Origin of the sequence: Legionella bononiensis, from assembly GCF_016786215.1 — a bacterium.
In the GTDB taxonomy this organism is placed as follows: domain Bacteria; phylum Pseudomonadota; class Gammaproteobacteria; order Legionellales; family Legionellaceae; genus Legionella; species Legionella bononiensis.
Map to the genome: position 1 here is coordinate 462,397 of NZ_JADOBG010000010.1, position 13,258 is coordinate 475,654.

Genomic DNA, 13,258 nt, shown 5'->3' on the forward strand with positions numbered 1-13,258 from the left:
ATCATCATGAAGAAATCTCTATTACTAGCTTTACTCATTCCAACACTGACTCATGCTGGCAGCTTTATGCCAAGTCAATCGGATTACTATTATGAATTAGGAGGAACATCTAATTTATTTATTCCACCTGTTAATAAAGACCAAACACTGGTTATTGGTGCAGATATTGATGGCCGTATGGGATTCTCTTGTAGCGGTTTTAATCCTGTCGTATCCATTACCAATACCTTTCAGGATTTGAAAAAATCAGCGTTAAATATCCCTGGTGGTGTCATTGATAACCTCAAAGGTTCTGTCGCAGGATTCCCGCTGTATAAGCTACAGCAGTCCATGCCTGCTTTATACAATGTTCTACAAAATGCCGCATCAAGTGCACAAAATGAATTTACCCTCAAGGTTAAAGATTGTCAGGAAGTCAAACAAGCACTGGAACAAAACCAATCGCCAATGGAAGGCATATTATCAGTATCCGATAGCCAAGGATGGCTCGACGCTGCCAAACGGGCTAAAAAGGAAAACGTCGATGTAACAGAGACATCGAAAAGCATCGCTCAAAAACGAGATGAATATGGCCTGCCCTGGATAGGCCACGATAAAGGCAATGCTGGCGGTAAGTTTCAACGTCCCATTAAGGTCATCAATGATGTGGTCATTGCTGGCTACAACATCCTTTTAGAGAGAAAACCCTTAGATTCTTTGGAAAAGCCAAGTACCAAAATTCCTATGGTACAAAGCTGGTCAACACCAACCGATGCTGCTAATTGGGCAGTTAAGGTTCTTGGTGACATCCAGGTCAGCAGTAGTGAGAACAAACAAAGCCATGATGCTAAAGCAGGAATTGGTTTGTCAGCTTTATTGCAAAGCTGTGCAAACGCCAATACCTGTAGTCAGAACATTGCAAAGGCCTTATGGAATTTGGTCAATGGTACATGGAAACTGACCGAGGAAAATCTGCATAAAGTCAGTGCTTCCAATTTACTGATTACCGATGAGGTCATTACCACCATTCAGCATCTACCACGCGAAGAGCAAATGCTCACTGTCTCAAAACTCGCAGAAGAAATCGCTGTTCAAAATATGTTGGATAAAGCGTTGATGATGCGCCGTATCTTACAGGCTGGATTACAAGTGCAAGAAGTACAAAATTTAAAACCTGCGATGAATATGGTCTTGTTTGCCCTTAAAAAATTGGATGATGACATTCACTCCTTATCATTTGAAAACGATGTCCGAAAAAAAATGATGACTGAAACCTTGGGAACTATCATGGATATTCGACATCAAGCCCAAAGCCAAAATATACCAGGCCAGGATCACGAACAGCCTGCTGTTAAAAATGGCGCAATTTACGTTAAAGAAAATAAAGGAGCTTAATCATGATTGTCTTTAATCCTTTATCCCTTTATACCACCTATCTAGGCTGGCAACAGTATGAGGTTCTATTCAACGCCCTGTGGCAAACAGGGCTGTTGTATCTTGGTTTTTTAGCCATTGGTTATCGCTTTCTTAAAAACGTGCTCAATCCAGCTGGCGCGTTCTATGCGGTTGAACATGCTTTAAATAATTTTCTTTATGAACTGGCAATCACTATCCTGATATGTAGCTTATTTGTCTATCCTTGTGTACCGTTGGAAACCAAAGCCCTACAATTTAAACCCTTGTGTGGATTGAAGAATCCAACAGCTGCGGTCATTGGTGACAGCGGAACAACTTATGATGAAGCCTTTGCAGATCTGCTGACTAACCAAGTCAAGATTCCTATAGGCTTTGCCATCATTCAGAACTTTATGTCGAGCTTTACTTACAGTCTCATGAAAGTAACGGGCTGCACCGACAGTCTACAGTCCATACAAGGCGACCTGGTATCAACCTACCTGCCACAGAATATTCGCAAACAAGCCCTGGATTTTCATAGACAATGTTTTATCGAAGCGAGAACGCAATTCAACAGTGAGAAGCATGAAGCCAGTGAATTAGATCCCATGCTAAAACGCTATGGCGGTGAAGATGATTTAAACTGGATGGGTTCTAAAATCCTGCAAAAAATGTATTACAGCAAACTTCATGCACGTCAACCTGTCCCTGGTTTTACTTTCCATCAAGCCCCTAATCGTAATCTTGAAAAGGCGGCTAATCGCGGTGATATCCCACCAGAACAATTGCCAGAAGACGGCTACCCCAGCTGTCAGCAATGGTGGAGCAAAATCAAAACTGACCTGGTTGAAGTCTCTAATCAAGCCAGTGTTTTTAACAAACATCTAAATTACTACGCCATGCTGGATAGGGTTCGTCAGTATAAAGTGAAACACCCAAAAGCCTGGAAAGCAGACATCAGCGCAGAAGATTTTATTGCGAAAATGCTCTTGCAAGAAAGCAGAGACATGCAGACCAGTTCTGTGCAAAATCTCATGGACAATAACAATGGAAAGGTCGCATCTGCCATTACCCATAACTTGGTCAATGTCGGGCAATGGACAAAATCCTGGACATCTACCCCATTGAAAAGAGAAGCCATCATGCAAACCTTACCTGTAATGCAGGCGTTTTTCATGTTCTTTTTAATCATTCTCACCCCAATGGTTTTGTCTTTGAGCTGCTACAGCACCAGAGCATTAGGCAGCCTGTGTGCCTTATTTGTCATGGCTATTTTTCTTCAATACCTCTGGCATTTAGTCGGATTTCTTGAACGTTCAGTACTTGATCCATTAGGTGAAAACGATGCGATTTCTGCAATGAAGAATATGGCTGTGATGTTTTACTTTGTCGCACCAGTTTTATTGCTGAGATTATCAAGTCATTTTGGTGGCGACGCTGGGGCTGGTCTTATGGATTTGGTTAATGGTTCAGATAGGCAGAGCGAAAGCATGGCGCAATCCGGTATGCAGGTAGCCAAGACAGGAGTAAAAATTATTGCAAAAGGAATTCGATGAACATGTTAAAGCACATCTTTACGCTCGAAGGCTTCATTGTATTCACGAATAGTGATCAAGCCATTATCAAGTTTATCTTGAGCCTCATAAACAGACATGTAGCGTTTGGCAGGTTTATCCTCTGCCACTCCGACAATGGCATCAAGAATAACTGCCAACAACCGAAATATCTTACTCATTTGGAGCTATCCCTATGATTAAACATTATATCCGTTCATCCATTATAGTATTAATTCAAACCGTTTTACCAATGATTGCCTTATTAGTAATTGCGCCCTGGTTCATTAATAGCAATCTACTGGCACGCTGGCAAAGCACCTTCACTACCATTCTACCATTATTTCTCACCCTGCATGGAGTGCTCTATTTAGCCCTTGTCCTATTATGGCCAAAGCTAATTTCACGAGTACAGAATCAACACCAACTTACCGCAGAGCAACTGAGCACTGCCTTAAACGCTCGCTGGTATCTGCTGGCTATTTTTGTATTCATTGATGCTTTGATGATTGGGAGTCGACTATGAGCAATTACCCCATTAATAACCTATTAAGAGAACCAACAGAAGCCTGGTCAGCCATTACCTGTTTGTCTCTAGCCTTACTGGCATATACTCAACCGCATTTGTTTTTACTAACACAAACTATGGGATTATACGCTGCACTCGCATTATTAATTCCTGGAATTTACAGAGCCTGGCAAGCAATTAAAATAAAACGCTATCACCGAAGATTATTAGCCATGCCCACCTATGCCCTATCCACCACAGAAATCCCTTTATCCCAAAACTGGTTGTTCCTGGGTAAGGGATTTCGCTGGCGACCAAGCCACACTCAAAAGCTGCATCAAATTAAACAGGTCAAAAATGAAAAGTTCATGCAACGAAACAATTGCTACCAGCTTGCCAGAAGTTTCTGCCAAAACCATGAGCACTCGAAGCTAGCCAAATGGCTAAATACCAATTCAAAACTAAACCCATTTAGACCTGATCCGCCTGTTGGCGGCAGTCCATTCTTGCATGGCGTTGGTGAAGAAGATAAGCCTGTATACATCCCTCAAGATGTACGAGTAGGCCATACCTTTGTAGTCGGTACAACTAGGGTAGGAAAAACACGGTTGGCCAGTATTCTAATTAACCAAGACATCCGAAATGGGGATGCTGTTATCGTTGTAGATCCCAAAGGCGATCAAGATCTGGTTCGAGATATGATGGCAGCCTGTAAAGTATCAGGACGGACAGAAGACTTCAAAATCGTACACTTAGGATTCCCAGAACAATCCGCACAATACAACCCCTTAAAGAACTTCGATCAAATCAGCGAAGTTGCAACACGCATCACTGATGCAATCTCCGCAGAAGGTGAAGGAAAACAGTTCGCAGCCTTCGCCTGGAAATACGTCAATATCGTTGCCATATGTCTGGAAGAAATGAATCAACCCATTACCTACCAAACAATAGCCTTCTATATCAGCCGATTAGAGCAATTATTAATGTCCTATGCTGATAAGATTCTTCCTAACCACTACCCTAACTATCATCAAGAGATAGATGAAATCATCGAGGAACATGATAGTAAAATAGGAAAAAATAATAAGACAAAATCCCCAATGGAGCGTCATCAGGCAGTCGTTCAATATGTCAAAGATCACATCAACAAAACCATCAAAAGCAACAATGCTGAAGCTCTGCACGACCAAATCTTAATAGATCTCTACGATGCAGCCATTATGGATAAACACTATTACGACAAAATCACAGCCAGTGTTGGTCCTGTACTGTCTGAAATCAATAAAAGTAATGCCTCAAAAATCCTGTCGTCAAAAGCTCAACCAGATGAAATTGAACTGATGGATGTCATTAAAAATAAGAAAGTACTTTATATTGGCTTGGATAGCCTGACTAACCCCAATATTGCTCAAGCAGTAGGTAAAGCCTTTTTGTCAGATCTGGTATCAACAGCTGGTAAAATCTATAAAGAACCTAACGCGCGATATACTTTGAATCTGCATTGCGATGAGTTATCAGAGATTATCCAAGATTCCTTTGTGAAAATTCTCAATAAAGCAGGTGGCGCAGGTTTTCAGGTAACCGCTTATGCTCAAACTATTCAGGATATGGAGGTTGCACTAGGCTCAAGAGCTAAAGCTGAGGTATCGGAGGGAAATTTTAATACCCTGATTATGCTGCGTGTTAAAAATGAAGAAACAGCCAATTTACTGGTAAAGGTACTGCCTCAAGTTGGAGTTGTTGGGCATACACAGGTTTCTATGGTGAATGATACACCGCACGGGGATGATGGAGTTTATTTTAATACGACTAACGAGGACAGAGTTCAAACTTCTTCTGTGCCCATGATTGGAGTGGATGATATCTTAACTTTGCCAAAAGGACAGGCATTTATTCTAACTAACGGAGGAGATTTATTTAAAGTGAGATTACCCTTAGTGAGGTGCATTTGATAACTTACTAAGATCGATTAGAGATTATAAGCTCTTTGCATTTTAGTTGTGTCAATCAGGTAAACCTATTCTTGCCAGGTAAGCTGAAAATCTTGCAGATATTTGCTCTCTATATAATTCACCAATTTGACAAACAAAATTATTACGCTTGTGTTCCTTAAGATATTTCACGTTCACTGAAAAATAATGCTTAAAATCAATAATAGATGGTACTGCAGGTACGTTTTCAGGAAAATTCACATAATGGTATCTTGGATTTACATTTTGAAAAATATTTTTACCAGGAGTTTTGTTTCTATTGAGCTCATTATCCATTTTTATATCTAACTCGGATAAATGCTCACCATTAAAAAAATGATCAACATTATACAATGGGGCAACTAAGACAGATAAAAGATACTTATCCTGATTTTTGTATTTTTTTCTTGCCCACCGTGAATGATAATCATGAGTTAAATCACAATCTTGGGATAATACAATTACATTTGGGAATTTGATTTTTGATATTTCTAGAATACCATCCTTTTCTATCGCATACTCGATATAATCTACATGTCTTATTACATCTCCTTGTGAAAGTCTAGAGCTTTGTCCAACCTTAATCATTTTCATTTTGAATGATCCTAGCTCTTATTTCATATCTTCTTGGCTTATCTAGGGGATATCTACTGTCAATCTCACTACTAATTTCTTTAAAAACTTCCGTAGTACTAACTTTTTTAAATTGAAAGGAGTCTTCAGGCTTGGCATACTCTTCGGAGAAGGGATTATTATTCATTTTCCAGAACCCCCATATGTTCTCTAAACTTGTCAGTGATCACGCTCTCAAATAACTCGTTATTTTTTTGATGAAATCTCTCCATAGCTTCAAAAACTTCATCTTTTTCAAACAATTTATTTGAATACATATCAAAATCAAGAATATACTCTTTCTTTCTTATTGGAGACGGATAATCAGGATTTAAAATACCAAACTGAAATTTTAGTATTTCTCCATTAAAATTATAGTCCAAGACATGAAACACCCTAGCAAGATTTTTTTGATTTTCTGACAGTTTAATGATCGAGTTTAATTCAGGTTTAAAATACTCATCCCATTCTAAAGGATTGTCTTCATTCAATGATATCTTATCAATATACCTGAGACCTAAACGATATACTTGGAGATCAGGATGAGATTGAGAAATAATTGTATACAAATCTTTAAAATCATCAAAAAGTTGTTCAAAGTATTCATACTGAAGGTATTCAATAAACATATATCGTTGAGATATAACTAATCGTTTTTCCCTATCCTTACCAAAGAAATGCCACTCATCATCAACCGATTCATTTGTTTTTGATACATCTTCACCGAGTCTATATTCACGTCCAATTAGCTTCTTCTCTTCTGTGATGGGAAATCTAGTCTTTAAAGATGAAAAAATTTCTTTATTCAATATATCTGACTTCAGTTTTTTTCTGTTTGAAAATCAATTTTAATAATGACTTTATCAAGATAATCATTTTTATATTTTTTTCGTTGCATTGTAAATTTTCCTGTTATTTGTAAATTAATATACCATAATTTATCGGTTTTTTCCTGAACAAATTTCGCCATATCTGCGTCACTGCATATTTCCCAGCAGTGACGCAGAAAAATCACTTTGATTTTACCGCGTAAAATCAACTCATTTCAGCATTTTGTCCGATCCCGCCAATCGGGATTGGACAAAATTCTTTCCAAAATCCCTTGCGAAGCAAGCTCTGCTTTGCTAATTTGGAATCAAGCATGACTGAAGAGCTGGTGAAATTCCGGCGAAACGTCAACCGACGTCTTATGCTAAGCCACTTCATTCCCTAACCCTGTGGCTGGACGTTCAGTCGGGAAAACCATCTAGGAATCTCTGTCATCCGACAGGGCAACTCCCTCGGGAGTTTAAGTCAATTTATTTCAATTTGACCATGGACTTGTATGACAAGAGCCATTGTCTTGTCGTTTTTATTAATCATCAAAACAAGGAGAAACAAGCATCACAAAAACTGTTGTAAATCGGCGAGATCGTTTGCCTTATAACGATTGATTTGCCCCCTACTTCGGGCTTTATGGCTTTGGCCAGGTTTCATCTTTGAGTGAGCCGCCCGTTCAACACTAAACCAAAGACAGGGCAAATAAATTTTATCGGATGGGATGATGAGAAAATACAGCTTAAGACAAACTGCCAACCAATATTTAAAGCTCGGCAATCAAGGCAGCTACAAAATCAAAAAACAACGGGCATACGTCATTCGTAAAATGATTGATGATCTCTATACCATTGGTGATGTTCCATCTTCCTGGAAAAATATCCAATCGCACCATATTCACCAATTGGTAGCTCATTGGAGAAAGAGTAAGCTACGTTCCAGCACGATTATGAATCATATGACGATTGTCAGGCATTATCTAACCAGGATAGATTGCCTCATTCCCAATATAGACAATAAATCACTCCAACTCAGCAAAGCTTCCAAAAAGCGTAAAAGAAAACTCAAAATCCAGCACGATCACTGGCAATCATGGGACGATACAATACCGCGTCTCATCATGGCATTACAAACAGAATTTGGCCTGACCTTTCAAGAAGCCATTTATATAAAACCTGAAATTAACATCCAAGATGACAGCATCTGGATAACGAGAAACATTGCGTTTAATTCCCGAGACCGGACAATCCCTATCAGATTTGAAGTGCAAAAAGCCATCCTGGATGAAATCAAAAAGCTAACTGACAGTAAATCCATTGCTGAATTTAACGACTATGAAGACACCAAGGTTGTCTGGCGAAAGGCTTTAAAAAAACATGCCCTACCAATTAACAAAGCCTACCGCTATCTCTATGCAAAACAAATGGCTCAGTATCTTTTACCGCTATTGGGAAAATATGAAACCTATTGGGTTATTCGCAGCGAAATGGGCATCAAATCCCGTGATTCTTTATGGAGGTATCTCAATGAGTAAATCCAAACTTAAAAATGCGCAGTATTCCATCAATGAATGTATTAAGAAAATCCAAAACTACTCCCACGCTAGCCGGGCAGATATGAAACACATGCTGAATCGGTGCGTCAAAGATTTGCACGAACTAGGCTACATGGTCACGCACATTAAAGGATTAAAGCCAAAGCACATTCACATTCTGGTTGATCACTGGAAAGCCCAGAATAAAAACCCTGCAACGATTAAAAATTACATGGCTAAACTGCGAAAAGTAGCCTCTGTACTAGACAAGTCAGAGCTGGTAAAGCAAGGCAACAACAGCTACCAAATCAACAAACGCAATTATGTTCCTCAGTACAATAAAGCAATCAACAACGTCGATTTCTCCAAATGCCCAGACCCGATGATCCGTTTATCCCTGGAAGCCCAATCCCTATTTGGCCTCCGCCGTGAAGAATCGATGAAGATTGTACTTAGTGAAGCCTGGCAAGGAAATAAACTGGCCATAAAGCCTAGCTGGACAAAAGGTGGAATTGGCCGTGATATTAAACTCACCAGTGAACAGCAACGGCAATGGCTACTCAATGCTATAAAACAGGTTCCTGCTGGACAATCCCTCATTCCTAAAGAAAAGACCTATAAAAATCATCTGACACACTATCATGAAGTAATAGAAAAAATGGGCTTAAGTAAATGCCATGGTCTTCGCCATGCTTATGCTCAGCGAAGATATCAGGAAATTACACAATCCTATGACAAGACTGGCAAAGGTCTTTTATGCCCAATTCAAGGAGGCAGAGTATACAAAGAACTGAATCTTCTTGAAAAATATTGGGATAGGACTGCTAGAGAGCTAATTAGCCAAGAACTTGGGCATTCTAGGCTCAGTATTACTAAGATCTATTGCGGTTAGTTACTCAGCTCTCTGTGTATATCTCCAATATGGATTGTATAAAACCTTCCAAATGATTATTCAAATACACAAATTTTTTTATCTCAAAATCTGCTTCACTTAAAGGTGTCGACACTATTTTTTCAAAGTTATCATTCTGTACTACTAATCTTTCTGATGGGTGTTGTTTAGAGTAGTCATATATAGTGGTGTAGTGTCTTATTTCATACATAATACATTTTGCCTCTGGGCACCAGAAAAGGACTTCCCTATTAGTAAAACCATAAACAGGTTTTTCACTGGTCAACTCAGTAGTAGGAGTAAATCCATTGTCACCATTAATTGTATGCGACACACTTTTATCTAACTTTATGGTTTTAAGATAACTTTCAAGGGAATTTATATCCTCGATAATATATTCTTTTAAAGAAGACAGATTGTCCAAAAAATGTTTTGAATTGTCGAAAAGGGTCTGTAATTTTTTTGAATGAAAGTTCATAGTTAGATACCAAAGAGTTAAATATAAAATTAGGTTAATCGCTACTACTAAAGTTAAGTAGTCATTATACTAGAAATCAGCTGTGTATAATTTTTTCATAACTGCTGCAGTTTATGAACAACATACAATCTGGTTTGCTAAACTACTGCACAACAGTAAGCGCGGCTAATAACTTGAAAAAACTAAAATACGCCACAAACAATCAATAAAAGTTTCAATGCCATTAAGCCAATACAGAGGTTAATCTTAAGGTTAATCCGCTTGTATCTCTTCATATATTCATCTGACTTTAAGGCAGCGGCAAACTTCACTTCTATTAAATCTTCATATTCAGGATTTTTTATCATAGATTGTATTCTCGGTATGTACTTGTTTAATATGGGATTTTAAAGTAATTAATTAGAATAAAATCCTAAGCTAACATCCCAAAATATTTTCAAAACGCATAAACCAATAAAAATATATGCCTCTAATCTTACCCCTTTTCTAATGCGATGAAGGCTTTTTGTAAAATCGTCTGATTTTAATCTCAATACTTCCTCATATGGCTTCACATTAGCATTAACCTTTTCCTCTATAAACGCTTCATAATCAGAAATGTTATTTAATGGATGTAAATCAGTTCCGGCATTCTTGGACATATAAACAATCCGATAGCTCTGTTATAAACTCATGGAGTATACATTTTGAAGAAGAGTACTGGAAGTAGGAGTGCTATTTATTTTAATACATCAGATAGGTCCCGTTTATACTCCTCCTTCATTAAGAAATAAAGGTTTTGTCAGAATCGCTGTGTACTTTTGCCTCAAACAAGCTACCGACCAACAAGTTAAAAGAGCCGTTTTATTCACCAATGATAATTCCGCTATATGCGCATACCTTGCCCTTGGTTTTCACCAAATTGGAAAATATCGATTGGCACTGTTAAAATAATGCGCTCTTTGGGGGTATGATGTATGGTTGATCTTGAAATCGTTAGTTTCTTGTCATTAATTTTTTTGGGTATTGTATTTGGTTATATTGCCGGACGATATCGGAAACGGGCTGCTGAAAATTGCGGCGAAGCCCGAGTCAGACACTCATTAGCGAAGTATTGCCAGAACAAAGATGCTCATGTTCTGAGTAATATTACATTACGTTTAGAGGATGGCTCCACAACTCAAATCGATCATATTCTAATTGCAACAAAAGGCATATTCATAATAGAAACAAAGCATTACAAGGGATGGATATTCGCTAAAGCAAACTCACGAAGCTGGTCTCAATCGCTCTATTACGATAAATTCAAATTTCAAAATCCCATTCATCAAAATTATAAACACATTAAAGCCATTCAAAAGACCCTTGATTTCATAGAGCCACAGTGTATCCATAATATCGTAGTTTTTAGTGGGGAAGCCGTGTTTAAAAGTGCCAAACCTCATAATGTTTTTTATTTAGAAGAATTAATTCCTGCAATCGAACAATACACCGATGGTGTCTTAAGTTTAAATCGTGTTCAGTTTTGCGTTGGGCGATTAGAGTATCTACGCCTGGCATTAACAAACGAAACTGATGTTGAGCATCAGGCATATTTAACACAACGGTTTGGTAATCGTTGTAGGAGTTAATGAAGTCAGCATCCTGCATGATGAATCACCAATTAGGGAAACACATTCCCTATCACATAAAAAGAGCACAATAAGTTAATTAGCGTTCATTTAATATCAACAAGAAAAAAGTCTTGATTTCCAATACTGGCTTGATAATCTGAAAGCAACACAACTGATGAGCCAGTGAAATTCTGACGAAACCACCACAGGTCTTGTGATATGCCATTTTGTTCCCTAATTCATGGCAAAGCGTTTAGCAGGGAAACCCCATCAGGAGATGTTTTACGGCTTTTCGCCCGAGGAGTGCTTTAAGCACATCATCATTAATAACCAGGTAAATCAACCGATGTTTCGGTGATCTTTTTTGCATAACCCAATTGGGATGAACAGTCCTTTTTGGGGCTAATCCTCCCTACCCTAAGGAGCCACCATGCAACAACAGGAACCAGTACAACTTGAGATTGAACATTTGCTCTTTGAGCTGAATTGTTGTGTTAATGATCTGAGTAATTTTCGATTACAAATATCTGTTGACGATATACAGCAAGCAGAACTGAGTTTAAACAAATTAGAGTCACTGATTTCATTTGTTAAGCAGTACTCGAACATAAAGATCGCTTGTTAAATCTTTAAATCACCCAAATCGGGAGCATGCTCCCGTTGGGGCTTGCACTCTAATTTTAAAAGGAGAACAACCCCATGGATTCCCCTCAAATCTATGTTGCCTGTCTGGCATCTTATAACAATGGCATATTGTACGGTGAATGGATTGACGCTACACAAGATGAAGATGACATTGTAGCTACAATTCAGGAAATACTGGCAAATAGCCCTATTGAAGATGCTGAAGAATGGGCAATTCATGATTTCGAAGGCTTCGGTGATATCAGAATTGAAGAATATTCCTCCATTAACACAATTGTTGAATATGCATCATTCATCACTCAACATGGCGAACTCGGCAAGGCTCTACTTGCTGAATATGCTCTCAATGATGCTGAAACGATGCTAAATGATTGTTATCAAGGATGCTTTGATTCAGAAGTTGATTTTGCCTGGCAATTATTTGATGAGTGCTATACACATCAGATGCCGGATAATTTGATCTGTTATTTTGATTGCGAGGCTTTTGCTCGTGATCTTTTTATCGGGGATTATTGTTCAGCAAATGTTGATGGGCAGATACATGTCTTTTCAAGATATTGAGTCTCTTTTGAGGCTCAATATCTTCTATATTCAATCAAGAGAAAAGAAAAATACCAACCCATACCAATCAATTCCGCCGTGATATTGCATCTATCATAATCCTAACAATTAAGTATAATTTAATAAAACCATACTCAAAATACATTAAAATATAATATATAGATCAAATATAGATCTTTTGATCTATAATTTAATCAATGAGGCTCGATGGAAAATCATATGAAATTAACCGCAGTAATAGAGCAGGATGAATTCGGCTTCTCGGCTTATATAGAGCAGATATCAGGAGTAAATTCCCAAGGAGATAACCTTGATGAAGTTAGAGATAACTTAAAAGAAGCATTGTCCATCATTGCCGATATAAAGGGAATTCATGACTATGAAATTTATAAGGAAGTAATAATTGATAAATCGTCATCAGTTCATCAAACATCTTGAGAACCATGGTTGCAAGTTACATCGCCATGGAGGAAAACATGATATTTATATCAATACAACAAATAAATCAGGTATATCAACTGTACCTAGACACAATCAGATTAATCCTAATACTGCAAAAAATATCTGTAAAGATCTTCTAATCCCAACTTTTCCTTAAACTCATTTATGCCTCGGTAATTGAAATAGTCCTTAAAATATTGAATAACATTTCAAAATAGTGGATTTCAGTAAAGTGTACCCAAAAGTGTACCCATAGACTCAGATGCAGAACAGATGGAAACG

20 protein-coding genes are annotated in these 13,258 nt (G+C 38.1%); 12 read left to right on the plus strand and 8 right to left on the minus strand.

Annotation, left to right across the window (positions count from 1 at the left end; genetic code table 11):
* Positions 1–6 precede the first annotated feature (6 nt).
* A complete protein-coding gene (locus IZU94_RS07335; RefSeq protein ID WP_203109412.1) occupies positions 7–1,374 on the plus strand; it encodes an integrating conjugative element protein in 1,368 nt (455 codons plus the stop codon).
* Between the two features lie 2 nt (positions 1,375–1,376).
* Positions 1,377–2,930 (plus strand): conjugal transfer protein TraG N-terminal domain-containing protein, encoded by a 1,554-nt coding sequence (locus tag IZU94_RS07340; protein ID WP_203109414.1) that lies wholly within the window; start codon positions 1,377–1,379, stop codon positions 2,928–2,930.
* 5 nt (positions 2,931–2,935) lie between these two features.
* Here the strand turns inward: IZU94_RS07340 and IZU94_RS07345 are convergent, their stop codons facing one another.
* Complete coding sequence (locus tag IZU94_RS07345) at positions 2,936–3,109, minus strand: hypothetical protein (protein WP_203109416.1); 174 nt, start codon at positions 3,107–3,109, stop codon at positions 2,936–2,938.
* A gap of 14 nt (positions 3,110–3,123) precedes the next feature.
* On the opposite strand from IZU94_RS07345, the gene IZU94_RS07350 reads away from it, so the two are divergent.
* Together IZU94_RS07350 and traD are read left to right on the plus strand one after the other, a co-directional pair.
* Positions 3,124–3,453: a hypothetical protein gene (locus tag IZU94_RS07350; RefSeq protein WP_203109418.1), complete on the plus strand. Its 330-nt coding sequence runs from the start codon at positions 3,124–3,126 to the stop codon at positions 3,451–3,453.
* The gene (gene traD, locus IZU94_RS07355; protein ID WP_203109419.1) at positions 3,450–5,387 is read left to right on the plus strand and encodes a type IV conjugative transfer system coupling protein TraD; all 1,938 of its coding nucleotides are present in this window, start codon (positions 3,450–3,452) and stop codon (positions 5,385–5,387) included. Before IZU94_RS07350 ends, traD begins: the two co-directional genes overlap by 4 nt.
* Positions 5,388–5,438: 51 nt before the next feature.
* Here traD and IZU94_RS07360 read toward each other — a convergent pair whose 3' ends face one another.
* Genes IZU94_RS07360 through IZU94_RS07375 form a run of 4 tightly spaced genes read right to left on the minus strand, consistent with a single transcriptional unit; the run spans position 5,439 to position 6,987 of the window.
* Positions 5,439–5,999 (minus strand): hypothetical protein, encoded by a 561-nt coding sequence (locus tag IZU94_RS07360; RefSeq protein WP_203109421.1) that lies wholly within the window; start codon positions 5,997–5,999, stop codon positions 5,439–5,441.
* On the minus strand, positions 5,986–6,165 hold the full coding sequence (locus tag IZU94_RS07365) for a hypothetical protein (RefSeq protein WP_203109423.1): 180 nt from the start codon (positions 6,163–6,165) through the stop codon (positions 5,986–5,988). The genes IZU94_RS07360 and IZU94_RS07365 overlap by 14 nt, the downstream gene beginning before the upstream one ends.
* A complete protein-coding gene (locus IZU94_RS07370; RefSeq protein WP_203109425.1) occupies positions 6,158–6,826 on the minus strand; it encodes a TIGR04255 family protein in 669 nt (222 codons plus the stop codon). Before IZU94_RS07370 ends, IZU94_RS07365 begins: the two co-directional genes overlap by 8 nt.
* An 11-nt stretch (positions 6,827–6,837) precedes the next feature.
* Positions 6,838–6,987, minus strand: coding sequence for a hypothetical protein (locus IZU94_RS07375; protein WP_203109427.1), 150 nt, complete (start codon positions 6,985–6,987; stop codon positions 6,838–6,840).
* A 573-nt stretch (positions 6,988–7,560) separates the two neighbouring features.
* On the opposite strand from IZU94_RS07375, the gene IZU94_RS07380 reads away from it, so the two are divergent.
* Both IZU94_RS07380 and IZU94_RS07385 read left to right on the plus strand, forming a co-directional pair.
* On the plus strand, positions 7,561–8,367 hold the full coding sequence (locus tag IZU94_RS07380; RefSeq protein ID WP_203109579.1) for a phage integrase N-terminal domain-containing protein: 807 nt from the start codon (positions 7,561–7,563) through the stop codon (positions 8,365–8,367).
* A complete protein-coding gene (locus IZU94_RS07385) occupies positions 8,360–9,259 on the plus strand; it encodes a phage integrase N-terminal domain-containing protein (protein ID WP_203109429.1) in 900 nt (299 codons plus the stop codon). Before IZU94_RS07380 ends, IZU94_RS07385 begins: the two co-directional genes overlap by 8 nt.
* A gap of 4 nt (positions 9,260–9,263) precedes the next feature.
* Here the strand turns inward: IZU94_RS07385 and IZU94_RS07390 are convergent, their stop codons facing one another.
* From IZU94_RS07390 to IZU94_RS07400, 3 genes are all read right to left on the minus strand, one after another.
* Positions 9,264–9,737, minus strand: a complete 474-nt coding sequence (locus IZU94_RS07390; protein WP_203109431.1) for a hypothetical protein — start codon at positions 9,735–9,737, stop codon at positions 9,264–9,266.
* Between the two features lie 182 nt (positions 9,738–9,919).
* Positions 9,920–10,084 carry a hypothetical protein gene (locus tag IZU94_RS07395; protein ID WP_203109433.1) on the minus strand — a complete coding sequence of 55 codons (165 nt, stop codon included), beginning with the start codon at positions 10,082–10,084 and terminating at the stop codon, positions 9,920–9,922.
* 48 nt (positions 10,085–10,132) lie between these two features.
* Positions 10,133–10,378, minus strand: a complete 246-nt coding sequence (locus tag IZU94_RS07400; RefSeq protein WP_203109435.1) for a hypothetical protein — start codon at positions 10,376–10,378, stop codon at positions 10,133–10,135.
* 70 nt (positions 10,379–10,448) lie between these two features.
* Here IZU94_RS07400 and IZU94_RS07405 point away from each other — a divergent pair, with 70 nt between their 5' ends.
* The 6 genes from IZU94_RS07405 to IZU94_RS18430 all read left to right on the plus strand — a co-directional run bounded on the left by IZU94_RS07405 (position 10,449) and on the right by IZU94_RS18430 (position 13,133).
* Complete coding sequence (locus IZU94_RS07405; protein WP_238400344.1) at positions 10,449–10,670, plus strand: GNAT family N-acetyltransferase; 222 nt, start codon at positions 10,449–10,451, stop codon at positions 10,668–10,670.
* 23 nt (positions 10,671–10,693) lie between these two features.
* Entirely contained in the window at positions 10,694–11,347 is a 654-nt protein-coding gene (locus IZU94_RS07410) for a nuclease-related domain-containing protein (protein WP_203109437.1), read from the plus strand.
* Between the two features lie 412 nt (positions 11,348–11,759).
* Positions 11,760–11,954 (plus strand): hypothetical protein, encoded by a 195-nt coding sequence (locus tag IZU94_RS07415; RefSeq protein ID WP_203109439.1) that lies wholly within the window; start codon positions 11,760–11,762, stop codon positions 11,952–11,954.
* A 74-nt stretch (positions 11,955–12,028) separates the two neighbouring features.
* Entirely contained in the window at positions 12,029–12,535 is a 507-nt protein-coding gene (locus IZU94_RS07420) for an antirestriction protein ArdA (RefSeq protein ID WP_203109441.1), read from the plus strand.
* Between the two features lie 207 nt (positions 12,536–12,742).
* The gene (locus IZU94_RS07425) at positions 12,743–12,973 is read left to right on the plus strand and encodes a type II toxin-antitoxin system HicB family antitoxin (protein ID WP_203109443.1); all 231 of its coding nucleotides are present in this window, start codon (positions 12,743–12,745) and stop codon (positions 12,971–12,973) included.
* Positions 12,939–13,133, plus strand: coding sequence for a type II toxin-antitoxin system HicA family toxin (locus IZU94_RS18430; protein WP_203109445.1), 195 nt, complete (start codon positions 12,939–12,941; stop codon positions 13,131–13,133). Before IZU94_RS07425 ends, IZU94_RS18430 begins: the two co-directional genes overlap by 35 nt.
* The last annotated feature ends 125 nt before the right edge of the window (positions 13,134–13,258 follow it).

What these genes read in the sequence shown, in the direction of transcription:
- IZU94_RS07335 (WP_203109412.1), top strand. Translation starts at nt 7, where the DNA reads ATGAAGAAATCTCTATTACTAGCTTTACTCATTCCAACACTGACTCAT.
- IZU94_RS07340 (WP_203109414.1), top strand. Translation starts at nt 1,377, where the DNA reads ATGATTGTCTTTAATCCTTTATCCCTTTATACCACCTATCTAGGCTGG.
- IZU94_RS07345 (WP_203109416.1), bottom strand. Translation starts at nt 3,109, where the DNA reads ATGAGTAAGATATTTCGGTTGTTGGCAGTTATTCTTGATGCCATTGTC.
- IZU94_RS07350 (WP_203109418.1), top strand. Translation starts at nt 3,124, where the DNA reads ATGATTAAACATTATATCCGTTCATCCATTATAGTATTAATTCAAACC.
- traD (WP_203109419.1), top strand. Translation starts at nt 3,450, where the DNA reads ATGAGCAATTACCCCATTAATAACCTATTAAGAGAACCAACAGAAGCC.
- IZU94_RS07360 (WP_203109421.1), bottom strand. Translation starts at nt 5,999, where the DNA reads ATGAAAATGATTAAGGTTGGACAAAGCTCTAGACTTTCACAAGGAGAT.
- IZU94_RS07365 (WP_203109423.1), bottom strand. Translation starts at nt 6,165, where the DNA reads ATGAATAATAATCCCTTCTCCGAAGAGTATGCCAAGCCTGAAGACTCC.
- IZU94_RS07375 (WP_203109427.1), bottom strand. Translation starts at nt 6,987, where the DNA reads ATGGCGAAATTTGTTCAGGAAAAAACCGATAAATTATGGTATATTAAT.
- IZU94_RS07380 (WP_203109579.1), top strand. Translation starts at nt 7,561, where the DNA reads ATGAGAAAATACAGCTTAAGACAAACTGCCAACCAATATTTAAAGCTC.
- IZU94_RS07385 (WP_203109429.1), top strand. Translation starts at nt 8,360, where the DNA reads ATGAGTAAATCCAAACTTAAAAATGCGCAGTATTCCATCAATGAATGT.
- IZU94_RS07390 (WP_203109431.1), bottom strand. Translation starts at nt 9,737, where the DNA reads ATGAACTTTCATTCAAAAAAATTACAGACCCTTTTCGACAATTCAAAA.
- IZU94_RS07395 (WP_203109433.1), bottom strand. Translation starts at nt 10,084, where the DNA reads ATGATAAAAAATCCTGAATATGAAGATTTAATAGAAGTGAAGTTTGCC.
- IZU94_RS07400 (WP_203109435.1), bottom strand. Translation starts at nt 10,378, where the DNA reads ATGTCCAAGAATGCCGGAACTGATTTACATCCATTAAATAACATTTCT.
- IZU94_RS07410 (WP_203109437.1), top strand. Translation starts at nt 10,694, where the DNA reads ATGGTTGATCTTGAAATCGTTAGTTTCTTGTCATTAATTTTTTTGGGT.
- IZU94_RS07415 (WP_203109439.1), top strand. Translation starts at nt 11,760, where the DNA reads ATGCAACAACAGGAACCAGTACAACTTGAGATTGAACATTTGCTCTTT.
- IZU94_RS07420 (WP_203109441.1), top strand. Translation starts at nt 12,029, where the DNA reads ATGGATTCCCCTCAAATCTATGTTGCCTGTCTGGCATCTTATAACAAT.
- IZU94_RS07425 (WP_203109443.1), top strand. Translation starts at nt 12,743, where the DNA reads ATGGAAAATCATATGAAATTAACCGCAGTAATAGAGCAGGATGAATTC.